General features: G+C 74.3%; 1 protein-coding gene. It reads right to left on the bottom strand.

Annotated features, from left to right (window positions below; translation table 11 throughout):
- Positions 1–18 precede the first annotated feature (18 nt).
- Complete coding sequence (locus CRYAR_RS48715; protein ID WP_051570346.1) at positions 19–17,877, bottom strand: type I polyketide synthase; 17,859 nt, start codon at positions 17,875–17,877, stop codon at positions 19–21.
- Positions 17,878–17,899 lie beyond the last annotated feature (22 nt).

Raw genomic sequence — 17,899 nt, 5'->3', positions numbered from 1 at the left:
CGGGCGCTTCCGTGTGCTTCAGGCGTCGATCGGCAGTGAGCTGGTCAGCCACTCCTCGATGAGACCGACCGTCACCCCGGCGTCCTCGCGGACGATCGAGCTGTGGCTGGCGTCGATCAGGCGGGTAGCGTCGGCCGGGACCGGTGCCACGGTCGCGGCCGATCCCGGGCAGCGGATCAGCAGCGTAGGCGCGGTCGGCGGCGGCACGTCGACCGCCATCATCTGCCAGAACCAGTGGGCCATCGCCGAGAGTCGGGCGGTGTTGAGCGCCACCGACTTGATTCCTTCCAGGTAGGCGCCGAGCACCGGGTCGAAGTCGATGTCCTCACCGAGCCCGTACCGGATGCTGAGGGTGTCCAGCAGGATGATCGCCTCCGGCTTGACGCCCCACGTCTCCTCCAGCACACCGGCCGCCAGGTAGGCGAGCGTGCCGCCGGAGGAGTGGCCGAGCAGCACGAACGGCTCCCCGTCGCTGTCGTGCAGCGCGCTCTCGGCGATGACCCGCGCCGCCGCCTTACCGGTGGACGGCAGCGGCTCACCGGTGCCGAACCCGATCAGCGACAGCGCCGAGACGTCGCGGCGGTCCTTGAAGTGCGACGCGAACCGCGTGTACTGGTGGATGCCCTCGCCGGCGCCGGGCGCGGACACGCAGATGATCTTCGGCCCGCGCGGCCCCGTCGTGAGCGGCACCGGCATCGGCAGCTCGGGCAGTTCGGCCGGGGAGTCGAACATGGGCCGGGCGGCGGCGACCGCGAGAAGCATCTTCATGCCCTCCCGGGTCTTGCCCGCGGTGACCGCGTTGTAGAACAGGCCGCTCAGGGTGTCGTCCGGGTCCACCGCCGCCGGCGCCAGCCCACCGTTTACCGACTGCTGCGTCTCCACCTGTTCGTACAGCCAGGTGGTCAGCTGCGCCGGGGTGTTGTGGTCGAACACCGTCGACGACGACACCCGGATGCCGACCAGCTGGGTGAGCTGGTTGGCGAGCTCGACCGCGATCAGCGAGTCGAAGCCGAGGTCGAAGAAGTCCCGCTCCGGGTCGACCGCACCGGCGTCGCCGTGACCGAGCTGACCGGCGACGCTCTCCAGGAGAACGGTGGCCAGCAGTTGCCGCCGCTCGGTCTCCGGCAGCTGGGCGAGCCGCTGACGCAGGTCGGCGGCGCCGGAGCCACCGGTGGCCGCGGCCCTCCGCACGGCCGGGACGAGGCCGCGCAGCACCGGCGGCAGCGGCCCGGGCTGCCGCGCGGCCGCGGCGGTGTTGATCCGGGCGAGCACGGCCAGCGACCGGTCGCTGGCCAGGGCGGCGTCGAACAACGCCAATCCCTGTTCGACGGTGAGGGGCGGCATGCCCGACCGGGTGAGCCGGGCGATCGCCGTCTCGCTGAGCGTGCTGGTCATGCCCGCGGTGCCGATCCACGGCCCCCAGGCGAGCGACGTCGCGGGCTGCCCCTGGGCGCGCCGGTGGGCCGCGAGCGCGTCGAGGAAGCTGTTGGCCGCCGCGTAGTTGGCCTGTCCCGGCGTGCCGAACACTCCCGACGCCGAGGAGTACAGGACAAACCCGGCGAGGTCGTCGCCCGCGGTGGTCTCGTGCAGCCACCAGGCCGCGTCGACCTTCGGCCGCAGCACCGCCGCGACCCGCTCCGGGGTCAGCGACGTGAGAACCCCGTCGTCGATGACGCCGGCCGTGTGCACGACCGCTGTGAGCGGGCGGGCGTCGGCGACCAGCCGCTCGACGGCGGCGCGGTCGGTGACGTCGCAGGAGACCACCCGCACGTCGGCTCCGGCGCTGGTCAGCCGGTCGACGAGCTCGGCAGCGCCGGGAGCGTCCGGGCCGCGCCGGCCGGCCAGCACCAGCCGCCGCATCCCCCACGCCGACACCAGGTGCTCGGCGAGCACCGCACCGAGGCCACCGGTGCCGCCGGTGATGAGCACGGTGCCGTCCGGGTCCCAGGGAGTGCCGACCCGCTCGACCGGCGGCAGCGAGGCCAGACGCGCGGTGCGCACCTCGCCGCCGCGCACGGCGCCCTGGGGCTCGCCGGTGGCGAGCACGGTCGCGAGCGACGGCAGCACCTTCTCGAAGACCTCCGGACGGTCGACGTCGGCGAGCAGGAACCGGCCGGGGTACTCGGCCTGGGCGGCCCGGACCAGCCCCCACACCGGCGCGAACACCGGGTCGACCGCGTCGGCCGGATCCACGCCGACCGCGCCGCTGGTGACCACCAGCAGCGGCACCGCGGCCAGGTGCGGGTGCGACAACCAGTCGCGCAGCGTCGCGAGGACGTCGAGGACGGTCGTGTGCGCGGCGCCCGGTACGTCGTCGCCGTGGGCGCCGCCGACCGGCAGCACCACCAGCTCGGTGTCGGCCACGTCGGCCGGGGACGCGGCCACCACCGCCGACGCCCCGATCAGACCCAGCCGGTCGGCGCCGAGCACCGTCCAGCGCGGGCCTTGCAGGCCGGTCGCCGCCACGTCGGCGAGGGTCCAGTCGAGCCCGTAGACCACGGCGGCGGAGGCACCGGCCGGGGCGGCCGACGGATTCCGCAGCACGACCCGGTCGATCGTGACGACCGGTGCACCGGCGATGTCGACGGCGGAGACCCGCAGCCCGGTGCCGGTCACCTCCAGTTTCGCCCGGACGGTCGCGGCGCCGGCCGCGTGCAGGCTCACGCCGGAGAACACGAACGGCAGGCCACTGGCCATCGGCTGCCCCTCGTCGTCGACGAGGAACGCACCGGCGTGCAGCACCGCGTCGAGAAGCGCGGGGTGGATGCCGAACGCGGCGGCGACGTCGGTCTGCTCGGGCGGGAGGACGATCTCGGCGTACACGTCGCCGTTGCGGGCGCGCCAGGCCCGCCGCAGGCCGGAGAAGACCGGGCCGTACGCGAGTCCGTCGCCGGCGAACCGTTCGTATGCCCGGTCGACGTCCACCTCGGACGCGTCCTCCGGTGGCCGGACGTCGTCGGGAGACGGGGGGCTCGCCGCCGCGGCCAGGTGGCCGGCGGCGTGCTGGCTCCAGGGCTGGTCGTTCTCGCCGGCCGGGCGGGAGTGGATGCTGACGTCGGTGCCGGTCACCCGCACCTGGATCTGTACCGCCCGAGCGCCCTCCAGCACGAGCGGCGCGAGCAGCGTCAGCTCGTCGACCTGCGGGTATCCGGCCTGGTCACCGGCGCGGACGGCCAGTTCCAGCATCGCGGTACCGGGCACCATGACCGTTCCGCCGATGCGGTGGTCGGCCAGCCACGGGTGGGTCCCGAGCGACACGACGCCGGTCAGCACCGCGCCCTCGTCGCCGGCCAGGTCGACGACCGCCGACAGGATCGGGTGGTCGGCCATGCCCTGACCCAGTCCGGCGGCGTCCACCGGTCGCATCCTCATCGCGGGCCAGAACCGCTCGTGCTGGAACGGATACGTCGGCACGCCCACGCGCCGGGGCCGCCGGTCGGCGTACGCCGTGCTCCAGTCGACGTCGATGCCCCGCACGTGCAGTCCGGCCAGCCCCAGGTACAGGCCGACCTCCTCACCGCGGTCCTTGCGCAGCGTCGCGATCGGCGCCGGAGCGTCCGGGCCGGTCAGGCAGTCCGCGGCCAGCGCGGTCAGCACGCCGTCCGGGCCCACCTCCAGAATCGCCCCGACGCCGGCCCCGCGCATCGTCTCGACCACGTCGGCGAACCGCACCGGCTCCCGCACCTGCGCCGCCCAGTAGCCGGGCTCCGGCGCCTCCTCGACGAGGCCACCCGTCACGCCCGACACCAGCGGAATACGCGGTGCGTGCACCGCGAGCCCGGCGGCCGCGGCCGTGAACGGCTCCAGCATCGGGTCCATCAGCGCCGAGTGGAACGCGTGCGACACGCTCAACGACGTGCTCTTCGCCCCGAGCACGTCGATCAGGCGCTCCACCGCGGCCCGCTCCCCCGAGAGCACCACCGACCCCGGTGTGTTCACCGCAGCGATCGACACACCCTCGGTGAGCAGCGGCTCCACGACGTCGGCGCTGACCCGCACCGCGGCCATCACCCCACCGGCCGGAAGCGCCTGCATCAGGCCCGCGCGCGCCGCGACCAGCACGCACGCGTCCGGCAGCGCCAGCACGCCGGCGACGTGCGCGGCCGTGATCTCGCCGATCGAATGCCCGCCCACGACCGCGGCCCGGACGCCGAACGACTCGAGCAGCCGCCACAGCGCCACCTCGACCGCGAACAACGCGGGCTGCGCGAACCCGGTCAGCGCCAGCGCGCCCGTGTCGTCGCCCCACATCACGGCCCGAACCTCACCGGGCAACCCCGCCAGCACCTCGTCCAGCGCGTCCGCGAAAACCGGGAACCGTTCGTACAGCTCCCGTCCCATGCCCAGGCGCTGCGAACCCTGACCGGTGAACACCACACCGACGTCGGTGCTCCCCCGTCCGGAGCCGGTGGAGGCCGTGGTGACGTCGCCGGTGACCGGGTCGGCGAGCAGCACGGCGCGGTGGTCGAAGAGCGAGCGCCGGGTGAGCGAGAAGCCCACGTCGACGTAGCGGTGACCGGTCACGTCGCGCAGGCGTGCCACCTGCTCCTCCAGCGCCGGCGCGGACTTCGCCGAGACCACCCACGGCACCAGCGCGTCCGGCGCCGGGGCCGGTTCAGCGGCCGGGGCCTGTTCGAGGATGACGTGGGCGTTCGTGCCGCTGATCCCGAACGACGACACACCGGCCCGCCACGGCCGGTCGACACCGGGCCAGCCGGCGGTCTCGGTGAGCAGGCGAATCGCACCCGACTCCCAGTCCACGTGCGACGACGGTTCGTCCAGGTGCAGGCTGCGGGGCACCAACCCGTGGCGCATCGCCTGGATCATCTTGATCACCCCGGCCGCTCCCGCGGCGGCCTGGGTGTGGCCGAGGTTGGACTTGATCGAGCCCAGCAGCAGCGGCCGGTCGTCGGGCCGGTCCTGGCCGTACGTCGCGAGCAGCGCCTGCGCCTCGATCGGGTCACCGAGCACGGTGCCCGTGCCGTGGCCCTCGACGACGTCGACGTCAGACGCGTCGAGCCCGGCCGCGGCGAGCGCGGCGCGGATCACCCGCTGCTGCGACGGTCCGTTCGGCGCGGTGAGCCCGTTGGACGCCCCGTCCTGGTTCACGGCCGAGCCGCGGACGACGGCGAGCACGTCGTGGCCGAGGCGCCGGGCGTCGGAAAGGCGTTCCACGACGAGGATGCCGACACCCTCGGACCAGCCGACGCCGTCCGCCGCGTCCGAGAACGACTTGCAGCGGCCGTCGGCGGCGAGCCCACCCTGGCGGGTGAAGCCCGCGAACGTCCCGGAGGTGGACATCACCGTCACCCCACCGGCCAGCGCCAGGTCACACTCGCCGCCGCGCAGCGCCTGCACCGCCAGGTGCAGCGCGACCAGCGACGACGAGCACGCCGTATCGACGGTGACCGCCGGGCCCTCCAGTCCGAGCAGATAGGACAGACGGCCGGACAGCACGCTGGACGCGGTGCCGGTCGAGGCGTGGCCGTGCACGTCCTCCTGGGTGGCCATCAGGACGTAGCCGTAGTCGTTGTACATGTTTCCGAGGAACACGCCGGTCGGGGAGTCGCGCAGCGCGACCGGGTCGAGTCCGGCCTGCTCGACCGCCTCCCACGCGGTCTCCAGCACGAGCCGCTGCTGCGGGTCCATCGCCAGGGCCTCGCGGGGCGAGATGCCGAAGAACCCGGCGTCGAAATCGGCGGCGTCGTACAGGAAACCGCCGGCGCCGGTAGCGCTGCGGCCCTGGCCGTCGCCGCCGAGCGTCTCGAGGTCCCAGCCGCGGTCGAGCGGGAACCCGGCGATCGCGTCGCCGCCGTCGACCACGAGCCGCCACAGGTCGTCGGGCCCGGCCACACCGCCGGGGTACCGGCAGGCCATGCCGACGATCACGACCGGGTCGTCGGTGACGTGGACGACATGCGAGTCCGGGCCGGTGGTGCCGCCGACCGCCTCGACGAGCTCGCCGACCAGGTGGGCGGCGAGCCGCTGCGGGGTGGGGTAGTCGAAAACGAGGGTCGCGGGCAGCGGCAGGCCGGTGACCGTACCGAGGTGGTTGCGCAGTTCGACGGCGGTCAGCGAGTCGAACCCGAGCCGGCGGAACTCCAGGTCGGGGGTGATCGGGTCGGCCGTGGTGTGGCCGAGCACGAGCGCGGCCTCGGTGCGGACCAGCTCGAGGAGCGTCGTGTGCTGCTCGTCGGCCGGGAGAGTGGCGAGACGCTGCCGCAGTGAGCTCGTGGTCTGGTTGCCGGCCGCGATGCGGCGCGGCGCGCTCAGGACGTTGCGCAGGATCGGTGGCACCTGCGGGACCGGGCTGAACCGGGCCAGCAGCGCGAGCGGCTGCGGGGCGCGGTGGGTGGCCGCGTCCAGCAGGGACAGTCCCCGCTCCGGCGTGAGGGGAGGCATCCCGGACCGGGTCAGACGGGCGACGTCCTCGTCCCGCAGCGTTCCGGTCATGCCGACGCCCGCCGCCCACGGTCCCCAGGCCAGCGACATCGCGCCGGGCCGGGCGTACGCCAACGCGTCCAGGAACGTGTTCGCCGCGGCGTAGTTCGCCTGCCCCGCCGCGCCCAGCACCCCGGACACCGACGAATACAGCACGAACGCCGCGAGATCGTCGTCCTTCGTCGCCTCGTGCAACCACCAGGCAGCGTCCACCTTCGGGCGTAACACCGCACTCAGACGCTCCGGCGTCAATGACGTCACGACCGCGTCGTCCAGCACACCCGCGGCGTGCACCACAGCGGTCAACGGACGGCACTCCGCGACGAGCCGCTCCACCGCGTCCCGATCGGCGACATCACAGGCCACGGTTCGCGCGTCCGCACCGGCGGCGGTCAGACGTTCCACGAGTTCCGCCGCGCCGGGCGCGTCCGAGCCGCTGCGGCTGGCGAGTACCAGCCTGCGCATGCCCCACGTGCCGATCAGGTGCTCGGCGAGCAACCCGGCGAGGCCCCCGGTGCCGCCGGTGACCAGTACGGTGCCGTCGGGATCCCACTGCCGCGGGATCCGCAGCACCAGTTTGCCGACGTGCCGGGCCTGGCTCATGTGCCGGAACGCCTCGGCCGCGTGGCGCACGTCCCAGCAGGCCAGCGGCAACGGCCGCAGGTCACCGGCGGCGAACAGGTCCATCAGCCGGGCCAGCATCGCGCGTGCCCGGTCCGGCCCGGCCTCGATCAGGTCGAACGCCCGGTAGACGACGTCCGGCGAGCGCGGCTCGGTCATACCCATCTCGACGAACCGGCCGCCCGGGTTGAGCAGCCGCAGCGACGCGTCGATGAACTCGCCGTTGAGGGAGTTGAGCACCACGTCGATGCCGATCCCGCGGAAACGCTCCTCGAACTCCAGCGTCCGCGACGACGCGATGTGCGCGTCGTCCAAGCCCAGCGACCGCAACGTGTCCCACTTGGACTCGCTCGCCGTCGCGAACACCTCGGCACCCAGATGCCGGGCCAACTGCACCGCGGCCATCCCGACGCCACCGGCGGCGGCGTGCACGAGCACCCGGTCGCCCGGCTGGACCTCCGCGAGGTCGACCAGCCCGTACAGGGCGGTGAGGAACGCCATCGGCACCGACGCGGCGACCTCGTCGGCCCAGTCGTCCGGGGTGCGGGTCAGGTAGGGCTCCGCGGACACAGCGAGCGGACCGAACCCGCCGGACACCAGGCCGAACACGCGGTCGCCGACACGCAGGTGTTCGACGTCGGGGCCGGTCTCGACCACGACACCGGCGCCTTCCTGGCCGAGCACCTGGCGTTCGCCGGGGTACATGCCGAGGGCGGTCAGCACGTCCCGGAAGTTGACGCCGGCCGCGCGTACGGCGATCCGCACCTCCTGGCCGGTGAGCGGCTCGGTGGCCGCGGGGTACTCGGTCAGGCGGAGGTTGTCGAAGGTGCCCTGGTCGTCGATCGTCAGCCGCCAGGCCGGTGCGACCGGGGCCACCAGTCCCCGGGCGGTGGTCACGCGGGGAACGCGGACGATGCCGTCGCGGACCACCGCCTGCGGCTCACCGCTCGCCAGCACCGCCACCACACCCGGCAACACGGACGGAAGGTCGTCCAGGTCCTCCACGTCCACCAGCAGCAACCGGCCCGGATGCTCCGCCTGCGCCGCCCGCACCAGACCCCACACCGGCGCCACGGCCAGATCAACCACGTCGCCTGGTTCGACGCCCACCGCGTTGCAGGTCACCACCAGCAGCGGCACACCGTCCGGGCGCGCCACCCACTCCCGCACGTGTTCCCAGACATCCACCGCCGCCGTGTGCGCGGCGCCCGGCAACTCCTCCTCCGGCGTCACCACCGGAAGCACGACCAGCTGGGCACCGTCGGTCTCGGCGCCGTGGGTCACCCACACCGGAGCCGGCCCCGCCCCGACGGGCGACGGCGCCCAGTCCAGGCCGTACACCACGTCGGTGCCGTGGCGGAACGGTGCGGCAGCGGGGGGCCGGAGCACCATCTCGCCGATGCTCAGTACCGGCGCGCCGGTTCCGTCGACAACGTCGACGCGCAGGCCGGAGCCGGTGGACGTGAGTCGTGCCCGGACCGCGGAGGCGCCCGTCGCGTGCAGAGTGACTCCGGTGAACGTGAACGGCAGACCGCCCTCCGCCGGCCCTTCGACGAACACGCCGGCGTGCAGCACGGCGTCGAGGAGCGCGGGGTGGACGCCGAACGCGGCGGCGGTCTCGGCCTGCTGGGCCGGAAGCTCGATCTCGGCGTACACCTCGCCACCGCTGCCGCGCCACGCCCGCCGCAGGCCCTGGAACACCGGGCCGTACACCAGGCCGTCGCGGGCGAACCGCTCGTACACACCGTCGGCGTCCACGTCCGCAGCACCGTCCGGCGGCCAGCTCCCGCCGCCGACGACGCCCAGGTCGGCCGGGGCGGCCGGGGCGGCCGGGGCGGCCGGGGCTAGCGTCCCGGCCGCGTGGCGGGCCCAGGGCGCGTCCGGTTCGTCGGCCGGGCGCGAGTAGATCTCGACGGTCGTCCCGGACGCGCGCACCTGGAGCCGCACCGCCTGCGCGTCGGTCAGCACCAGCGGCGACAGCAGCGTGAGTTCCTCCACCCGCGGCAGCCCGATCTGGTCACCGGCCCGCACCGCCAGCTCCAGCAGCGCGGTACCCGGCACCATCACGACCGCACCGACCCGGTGATCGGCCAGCCACGGGTGCGTACCCAGCGAAATCATGCCGGTGAGCACCACACCGGTACCGTCGGCGAGCTCCACCGCCGCCGACACCAGCGGGTGCCCGCCCGTGCCGAGCCCGAGCCCGGAGGCGTCGCCGCCACGGCCGACGAACGACGGCCAGAACCGGCGACGCTGGAACGCGTACGTCGGGAGGGGCAGCCGACGGGGGTTCAGACCGCCGAACGCCGGTGCCCAGTCGACCGCAACGCCGTGGGCGTACAGGCCCGCCAGCCCGCTGAACAGTGCCGCGACCTCGGGCCGGTCCTTGCGCAGCGCCGCCACCGCCGCCCGCTCGTCGATCAGCGCGGCGAGCACCCCGCCCGGGCCGACCTCCAGGATCACGTCCACGTCGTCCATCCCGGCGACGACGTCGGCGAAGCGCACCGGCTCGCGCACCTGCGCGGCCCAGTACGCGGGGTCGGACAGCTCGTCCTCGACGGCCGCGCCGGTGACACCGGAGATCAGCGGCACCGCGGGCGCGTGGAGCGACAGCCCGGCGGCGACCTCGGTGAGCGGAGCGAGCATCGGGTCCATGTGCGCGGAGTGGAACGCGTGCGACACGCTGAGCCGGGTGCTCTCGACCCCCAGCGCACCCACGACGCGGTCGACGGCGTCGCGGTCCCCGGAGAGCACCACCGATTCGGGGGCGTTCACGGCCGCGATCGACACTCCGTCGGTCAGCAACGGCGTCACCGCGTCGACGCCGGCGCGCACGGCCACCATCACACCACCGGCCGGGAGCGCCTGCATCAGGCCGGCCCGGGCCGCGACCAGCTCGCACGCGTCGGAAAGCGTCAGCACCCCGGCGACGTGCGCGGCGGTAACCTCCCCGATCGAGTGCCCGCCGACGACGGCCGCGCGGATCCCGAACGACTCGAGCAGCCGCCACAGCGCCACCTCGACCGCGAACAACGCGGGCTGCGCGAACCCGGTCTGCGCCAGCGCGCCCTCGTCGTCACCCCACATCACGGCCCGGACCTCACCGGCGAACCCCGCCAGCACCTCGTCCAAGGCCTCGGCGAACACCGGGAACCGTTCGTACAGCTCACGTCCCATGCCCAGGCGCTGCGCGCCCTGGCCGGTGAAGACGACGCCGACCTCGGCACCGGCCCGGCCGGACCCGGCGGCGGCGCGGACGAGGTCGCCGGTGGCCGGGTCGGCGAGCAGGACGGTGCGGTGCTCGAACGTCGAGCGCTCGGCCAGCGAGTGCCCGACGTCGGCGAACCGGGTTCCCGGCCGGTCGGCGATCCAGTCCCGCAACCGCCGGACCTGCTCGGTCAGCGCGTCCTCGGAGCGCGCGGACACCGGCAGTGGCACGACCGCGTCGCCTCCCGGCGCGAGGGACGCCACAGCGGCGTCCGGCGCGAGGGCCGCCGCGGCGTCGCCCTGCTCCAGGATGACGTGGGCGTTCGTGCCGCTGATGCCGAACGACGAGACACCGGCGCGCCAGGGGCGGTCCACCGCGGGCCACCCGGCGGGCCCGGCGAGCACACGCACGGCTCCGGCGTCCCAGTCCACGTGCGACGACGGGGCGTCGACGTGCAGCGACGCGGGCAGCACGCCGTGGCGCATCGCCTGCACCATCTTGATCACACCGGCGACACCGGCCGCGGCCTGGGTGTGGCCGATGTTCGACTTGATCGAGCCCAGCAGCAGCGGCCGGTCGTCGGGGCGGTCCTGCCCGTACGTCGCGAGCAGCGCCTGCGCCTCGATCGGGTCACCGAGCACCGTGCCGGTGCCGTGCCCCTCGACGGCGTCGACGTCGGCGGCGCGCAGCCCGGCCGCGGCCAGCGCCGTGCGGATGACGCGCTGCTGCGAGGGCCCGTTCGGGGCGGTGATGCCGTTGGAGGCGCCGTCCTGGTTGACGGCGGAGCCACGGACGACCGCGAGGACCTCGTGGCCGCGGCGGCGGGCGTCGGAGAGCCGCTCGACCACGAGCACACCGACGCCCTCGGACCAGCCGGTGCCGTCGGCGCCGTCGGCGAAGGCCTTGCAGCGGCCGTCGCCGGACAGGCCGCCCTGCCGGGTGAACGCCGAGAAGCCTCCCGAGGTGGCCATCACGGTGACCCCGCCGGCCAGCGCGAGGTCGCACTCCCCACCGCGCAGCGCCTGCGCCGCGAGGTGCAGCGCGACCAGCGACGACGAGCAGGCGGTGTCGACGGTGACCGCCGGTCCCTCCAGGCCGAACGAGTACGACAGCCGCCCGGAGATGACGCTCGTCGACAGGCCGCTGACGGTGTGCCCCTCGACGTCCTCCCGCGCGCCGATGAGCAGGTGCCCGTAGTCCTGGCCGACAGTGCCCATGAACACGCCGGTCTGGGTGCCGCGCAGACCGGTCGGATCGATGCCGGTGCGTTCGAGCGCCTGCCAGGCGGACTCCAGCACGAGGCGCTGCTGCGGGTCCATCGCGAGGGCCTCGCGTGGCGAGATGCCGAAGAAGGCGGCGTCGAAGTCGGCGACGTCGTGCACGAACCCGCCGACGGTGGTGGCGCTGGTGCCGTCGGTGAGCGCGGCGAGGTCCCAGCCGCGGTCCTCGGGGAACGCGCTCATCGCGTCGACGCCGTCGGCGACCACCCGCCACAGGTCGTCGGGGCTGTCGACACCACCGGGGAAGCGGCAGGCCATGCCGACGATCGCGATCGGTTCGTCGGCGACCGGGACGGGGCGGGCGGGCGGGGCGGCGGGCCGGGCGTCGACGTCGATGATCCGGCCGAGGACGTGTTCGGCGAGGGTGGCCGGGGTCGGGTAGTCGAAGACCAGCGTGGACGTGAGCCGCAGACCGGTCACCGTGGCCAGGCGGTTGCGCAGTTCCACCGCGGTGAGCGAGTCGAAGCCGAGCCGGCGGAACTCGCGGTCGGGCGTGACCTCGTCGGATGAGGCGTAACCGAGGACGGTGGCGGCCTCGGCGCGCACCAGGTCGAGGACGGCTCGGACGCGCTTGTCCGCCGGGAGGGCGCGGAGCCGGTCGGCGAGTCCGGCGTCGCCGCCGGTCGCGGCCGCCGCGGTGCGACGACGGGTGGGCACGAGCCCGTGCAGCAGCGGCGGGAGGAGACCCTGCTGCGCGGCGAGCGCGGCCGGGTTGATCCTGGTGAGGACGGCGAGCGGCCGGTCGGGTCGAAGCAGCGCGCTGTCCAGCAGCGACAGTCCCTGCTCGGGGGTGAGGGGCGGCATCCCGGACCGGTTGAGGCGGGCCATGTCCTCGTCACGCAGGGCGCCGGTCATGCCCGCGCCGGCCGTCCAGGCCCCCCAGGCCAGCGACAACGCCCCGGGCCGGACGTAGGCCAGCGCGTCCAGGAACGTGTTCGCGGCGGCGTAGTTCGCCTGTCCGGCCGCACCCAGCACGCCCGATATCGACGAATACAGCACGAACGCCGCCAAGTCGTCGTCCTTCGTCGCCTCGTGCAACCACCACGCGGCGTCCGCCTTCGGGCGCAGCACCCCGCTCAGACGTTCCGGGGTCAGCGTCGTGATCACCGCGTCGTCCAGCACACCTGCGGTGTGCACCACGGCAGTCAGCGGCCGGCACTCCGCCACGAGCCGCTCCACCGCGTCCCGATCAGCGACGTCGCAGGCCACGGTAAGTACTTCCGCACCCGCGGCGGTCAGCCGCTCGACCAGCTCCGCCGCGCCGGGCGCGTCCGGACCACTCCGGCTGGCCAGCACCAGGCGGCGGGCGCCGCGCGAGGTCACCAGGTGTTCGGCGAGCAGCGCACCGAGACCACCGGTGCCGCCGGTGATCAGCACGGTGCCCTCGGGGTCCCACTGCCGTGGGATCCGCAGCACCAGCTTGCCGACGTGTTTGGCCAGGCTCATGTGCCGGAACGCCTCGGCGGCGCGGTGCACGTCCCAGGTGGTGATCGGGAGCGGACGCAGCCGGCCGGCGGCGAACAGGGCGACCAGCTCTGCGAGCATCTCCTGGGTCCGGTCGGGACCGGCTTCGATCAGGTCGAACGCCCGGTAGTTCACGTCCGGCGTCCGGAGGTCGGTCTTGCCCATCTCGACGAAACGGCCGCCCGGGCTGAGCAGCCGCAGCGACGCGTCGATGAACTCGCCGCTGAGCGAGTTGACCACGACGTCGACGCCGGTGGCCCGGAACCGCTCCTCGAACTCGAGCGTCCTGGACGATGCGATGTGCGCGTCGTCCAGACCCAGCGACCGCAACGTGTCCCACTTGCTCTCACTCGCCGTGGCGAACACCTCAGCGCCCAGGTGGCGGGCCAACTGCACCGCGGCCATCCCGACGCCACCGGCGGCGGCGTGCACGAGCACCCGGTCACCCGGCCGCACCGCGCCGAGGTCGGTGAGCGCGTAGAACGCGGTGAGGAACGCCAGCGGCACGGAGGCGGCGACGTCGTCGGACCACCCGGCCGGTACGGGGACGAGGTAGGGCTCGTCGGTGATCGCCACTGGGCCGAACGCGTCGGCGATCAGTCCCAGGACGCGGTCTCCGGGGCGCAACCTGGTGACGTCCGGGCCGACGTCGACCACCACGCCCGCACCCTCCTGGCCGAGCACGAGCCCGTCGCCGGGGTACATGCCGAGCGTGGTCAGCACGTCCCGGAAGTTGACGCCCGCCGCGCGCACCGCGATCCGCACCTGGCGGCCGGTGAGCGGCTCGGTCACGCTCGGACACTCGGTCAGGCGCAGGTTGTCGAGCGCACCCGGTGCGTCGATCGCCAGGCGCCATGCGGCGCCGCCGGGCTCGGTGAGGCCGCCGGTCGTCGCGGCGAGGCGTGCGATGCGGACGATGCCGTCGCGGACCACCGCCTGCGGCTCACCGCTCGCCAGCACCGCCACCACACCCGGCAACACCGCCGGAAGGTCGTCCAGGTCCTCCACGTCCACCAGTAACAACCGGCCCGGATGCTCCGCCTGCGCCGCCCGCACCAGACCCCACACCGGCGCCACCGCCGGATCGACCACGTCACCGGGTTCGACGCCCACCGCGCCGGACGTCACCACCAGCAGCGGAACACCGTCCGCGCGCGCCACCCAGTCCCGGACGTGTTCCCACACGTCCACCGCCACCGTGTGCGCCGCACCCGGCAACTCCTCCTCCGGCGACTCCACCGGAAGCACCACCAGCTCCGCGCCGTCGGTCCCGGCGCCGTGCGTCACCCACACCGGGTCCGGGCCCGCCTCGATGGGCGACGGCACCCAGTCGACCCCGTACACCACGTCGGGAGCGGCGGCCGGGGCCACCGCGGCTACTGGGGCTCGCAGGACGAGCTCGTCGACGGTGACGACCGGCGCCCCGGCGGCGTCGACGGCCGAGATGCGCAGGCCGGTCGGCGTCGGGTCCAGCCGCGCGCGCAGCATCGTGGCACCGGCGGCGTGCAGGGTCACGCCGGAGAACACGAACGGCAGCCCGCCGGAGGCGAGTCCGTCCACGAACACGCTCGCGTGCAGCACGGCGTCGAGCAACGCGGGGTGCAGCCCGAACCAGGCCGCCGCGTCGGTCTGCTCGGGCGGGAGCTCCACCTCGGCGTACGCCGCTCCCCCGGTGCCGCGCCAGACCCGCCGCAGCCCCTGGAACACCGGCCCGTAGGTGAGGCTGTCGCCCGCGAGCCGCTCGTAGACACCGTCCAGGTCGACCTCGGTCGCGTCGTCCGGCGGCCAGCTCGCGCCGGTGACGACGGCGGGGTCGGGCGGGGCGAGCGTTCCAGTGGCGTGCTGGATCCAGGGGCCGTCGGCGTCACCGGCGGGCCGCGAGTAGACGCCGACGGTCAGGTCCGACACCCGCACCTGGATCCGGGCCGGCCGGTCGCCGTCGAGCACCAGCGGCGCGATCAGCGTCAGCTCGTCGACCCGTGGGAGGCCGATCTGGTCACCGGCCCGCACGGCCAGCTCCAGCAGCGCGGTACCCGGCACCATCACGACCCCGCCGACGCGGTGATCGGCCAGCCAGGGGTGGGTGCCCAGCGAGATCATGCCGGTGAGCACGACACCGGTGCCGTCGGCGAGCTCCACGACCGCGGCCAGCAGCGGGTGCCCGGCCGCGCCGAGGCCGAGCCCGGTGGCGTCGCCGAGGCGCGGCGCGGCCGTCGGCCAGAACCGTTCGTGCTGGAACGGGTAGGTCGGCAGCGTGATCCGCCGGGATTCCAGGCCGTCGAAGGCCGGTGCCCAGTCGATCGGAACGCCCCGGGCGAACAGGCGGGCCAGCCCGGTGTACAGCGACACGACCTCGGGCCGGTCCTTGCGCTGGAGCGCGATCGCGGCCGGGTCGTCGTCGCCGGTGAGGCAGTCGGCCACCAGCGCGGTGAGCACACCGTCCGGGCCGACCTCGATGATCGTCCCGACACCGGTGTCACGCAGGGCGGCGACGGCGTCGGCGAAGCGCACCGGGCGGCGGACCTGCGCCGCCCAGTAGGCCGGGTCGGTCACTTCGTCGGTGACCAGCGTGCCGGACATCCCCGACACCAGCGGCAGCAGCGGCGGCCGCAGGTCCAGACCGGCGGCGACAGCGGTGAGCGGAGTGACGACCGGCTCCATCAGCGCCGAGTGGGACGCGTGCGAGACCCCGAGCCGGGTGCAGGTGTGCCCCAGCGCGGTGAACGCGTCGACGGCCCGGTCGACCGCCGCGCGGGGACCGGAGATGACGACCGAGTCGGGGGTGTTGAACGCGCCGATCGACACGTCGTCGCCGAGCAGCGGGGCCACGACGTCGGCACCGGCGCGCACCGAGACCATCGCGCCGCCGTTCGGCTGCGCCTGCATCAGCGAGGCCCGCGCGGCGACGAGCGTGCACGCGTCGGGCAGCGAGAGCACCCCGGCGACGTGCGCGGCGGACAGTTCGCCGATCGAGTGCCCGGCCACGGCCGAGGCCTTGATTCCGAACGACTCGAGCAGGCGCCACAGCGCGACCTCGACGGCGAACAGCGCGGGCTGGGTCCAGCCGGTCTCCGACAGGCGGGCGTCGTCGTCGCCCCACATCACGTCGCGGACCTCACCCGGGAACCCCGCCAGCACCTCGTCCAGGGCCTCGGCGAACACCGGGAACCGCTCGTACAGCTCACGTCCCATGCCCAGGCGCTGCGCGCCCTGGCCGGTGAACACGACGCCGACGCCGGTCGCCTGCACCGGCGCGTCCGGTTCGCCCGGCCCGACCGGGCGGACGGTGGTGCCGGTGGCCGGGTCGGCGAGCAGGACCGTGCGGTGGTCGAAGAGCGAGCGCGTGGTCAGCGCGTGACCGACGTCGGCATAGCGGAGGCCGGTCAGCTCACGCAGGCGCGCCACCTGCTCCTCCAGCGCCGGCGCGGACTTCGCCGACACTACCCACGGCACCAGCGCGTCCGGCGCCGGTGCCTCGGGCTCGGGGACCGGGGGCTGTTCGAGGATGACGTGGGCGTTCGTGCCGCTGATCCCGAACGACGAGACGGCCGCCCGGCGGGGGCGGTCCACCGTGGGCCAGTCGACGGCCTCGTCGAGCAGCCGGACCGCGCCGGACTCCCAGTCCACGTGCGACGACGGCCGATCCAGGTGCAGGCTGCGGGGCACCAGCCCGTGCCGCATCGCCTGGATCATCTTGATCACCCCGGCCACCCCGGCCGCGGCCTGGGTGTGCCCGATGTTGGACTTGATCGAGCCCAGGAGCAGCGGCCGATCCGCCGGGCGCCCCGCACCGTAGGTCGCGAGCAGCGCCTGCGCCTCGATCGGGTCACCGAGCACCGTGCCCGTGCCGTGCCCCTCCACGACGTCGACATCGGCGACGCCGAGCCCGGCGGCGGCGAGCGCGGCGCGGATCACCCGCTGCTGCGACGGTCCGTTCGGGGCCGTGAGGCCGTTGGAAGCACCATCCTGATTGACCGCGGAGCCGCGCACGACCGCGAGCACCTCGTGCCCGTTCCGCACGGCGTCGGCGAGCCGCTCGACCACGAGGATGCCGGCGCCCTCACCCCAGCCGACGCCGTCCGCCGCGTCGGCATAGGACTTGCACCGGCCATCGGCGGCGAGCCCACCCTGGCGGGTGAAACCCGCGAACGTGGTCGACGTCGCCATGACCGTCACGCCGCCGGCCAGCGCCAGGTCGCACTCGCCGCCACGCAGCGCCTGCACCGCCAGGTGCAGCGCGACCAGCGACGACGAGCACGCCGTATCGATCGTGACCGCCGGCCCCTCCAGCCCGAACAGGTACGACAACCGGCCGGACAGCACGCTGGACGCGGTGCCGGTCGACGCGTGCCCCTGCACGTCCTCCTGCGCGCCCATCAGGACGTAGCCGTAGTCGGCGTACATGTTCCCGAGGAACACGCCGGTCGACGTGCCGCGCAGACCGGTGGGGTCCAGCCCGACGCTCTCCACGGCTTCCCAGGCCGTCTCCAGCACCTGCCGCTGCTGCGGGTCCATCGCCAGTGCCTCACGCGGCGAGACCCCGAAGAACCCGGCGTCGAAACCGGCCGCGTCGTAGAGGAAACCACCCGCGCCGGCGGCGCTGCGCCCCAGGCCGTCACCGTCGAGCGCGTCGAGGTCCCAGCCGCGGTCACGCGGGAACCCGGCGATCGCGTCGCCGCCGTCGACGACGAGCCGCCACAGGTCATCGGGCCCGGCGACACCGCCGGGGTAACGGCAAGCCATGCCGACGATCGCGACCGGTTCACGCTGACCGGCCTCGGCCTCTTCGAGTCGCTGCCGGGTCTGGTGCAGATCCGCGGTGACCCACTTGAGGTATTCGACGAGCTGCTCTTCGTTCGCCATCGCCGATGGACCTTCCTGTCGT

The organism is Cryptosporangium arvum DSM 44712 (assembly GCF_000585375.1).
GTDB classification, from domain to species: Bacteria; Actinomycetota; Actinomycetes; order Mycobacteriales; family Cryptosporangiaceae; genus Cryptosporangium; species Cryptosporangium arvum.
The sequence above is the reverse complement of the archived record's forward strand: the minus strand, read 5'-3'. Positions and strand labels throughout refer to the sequence as shown.

Excerpts from the sequence above, each read along its gene's own strand:
- CRYAR_RS48715 (WP_051570346.1), bottom strand. The coding sequence starts at position 17,877 with ATGGCGAACGAAGAGCAGCTCGTCGAATACCTCAAGTGGGTCACCGCG.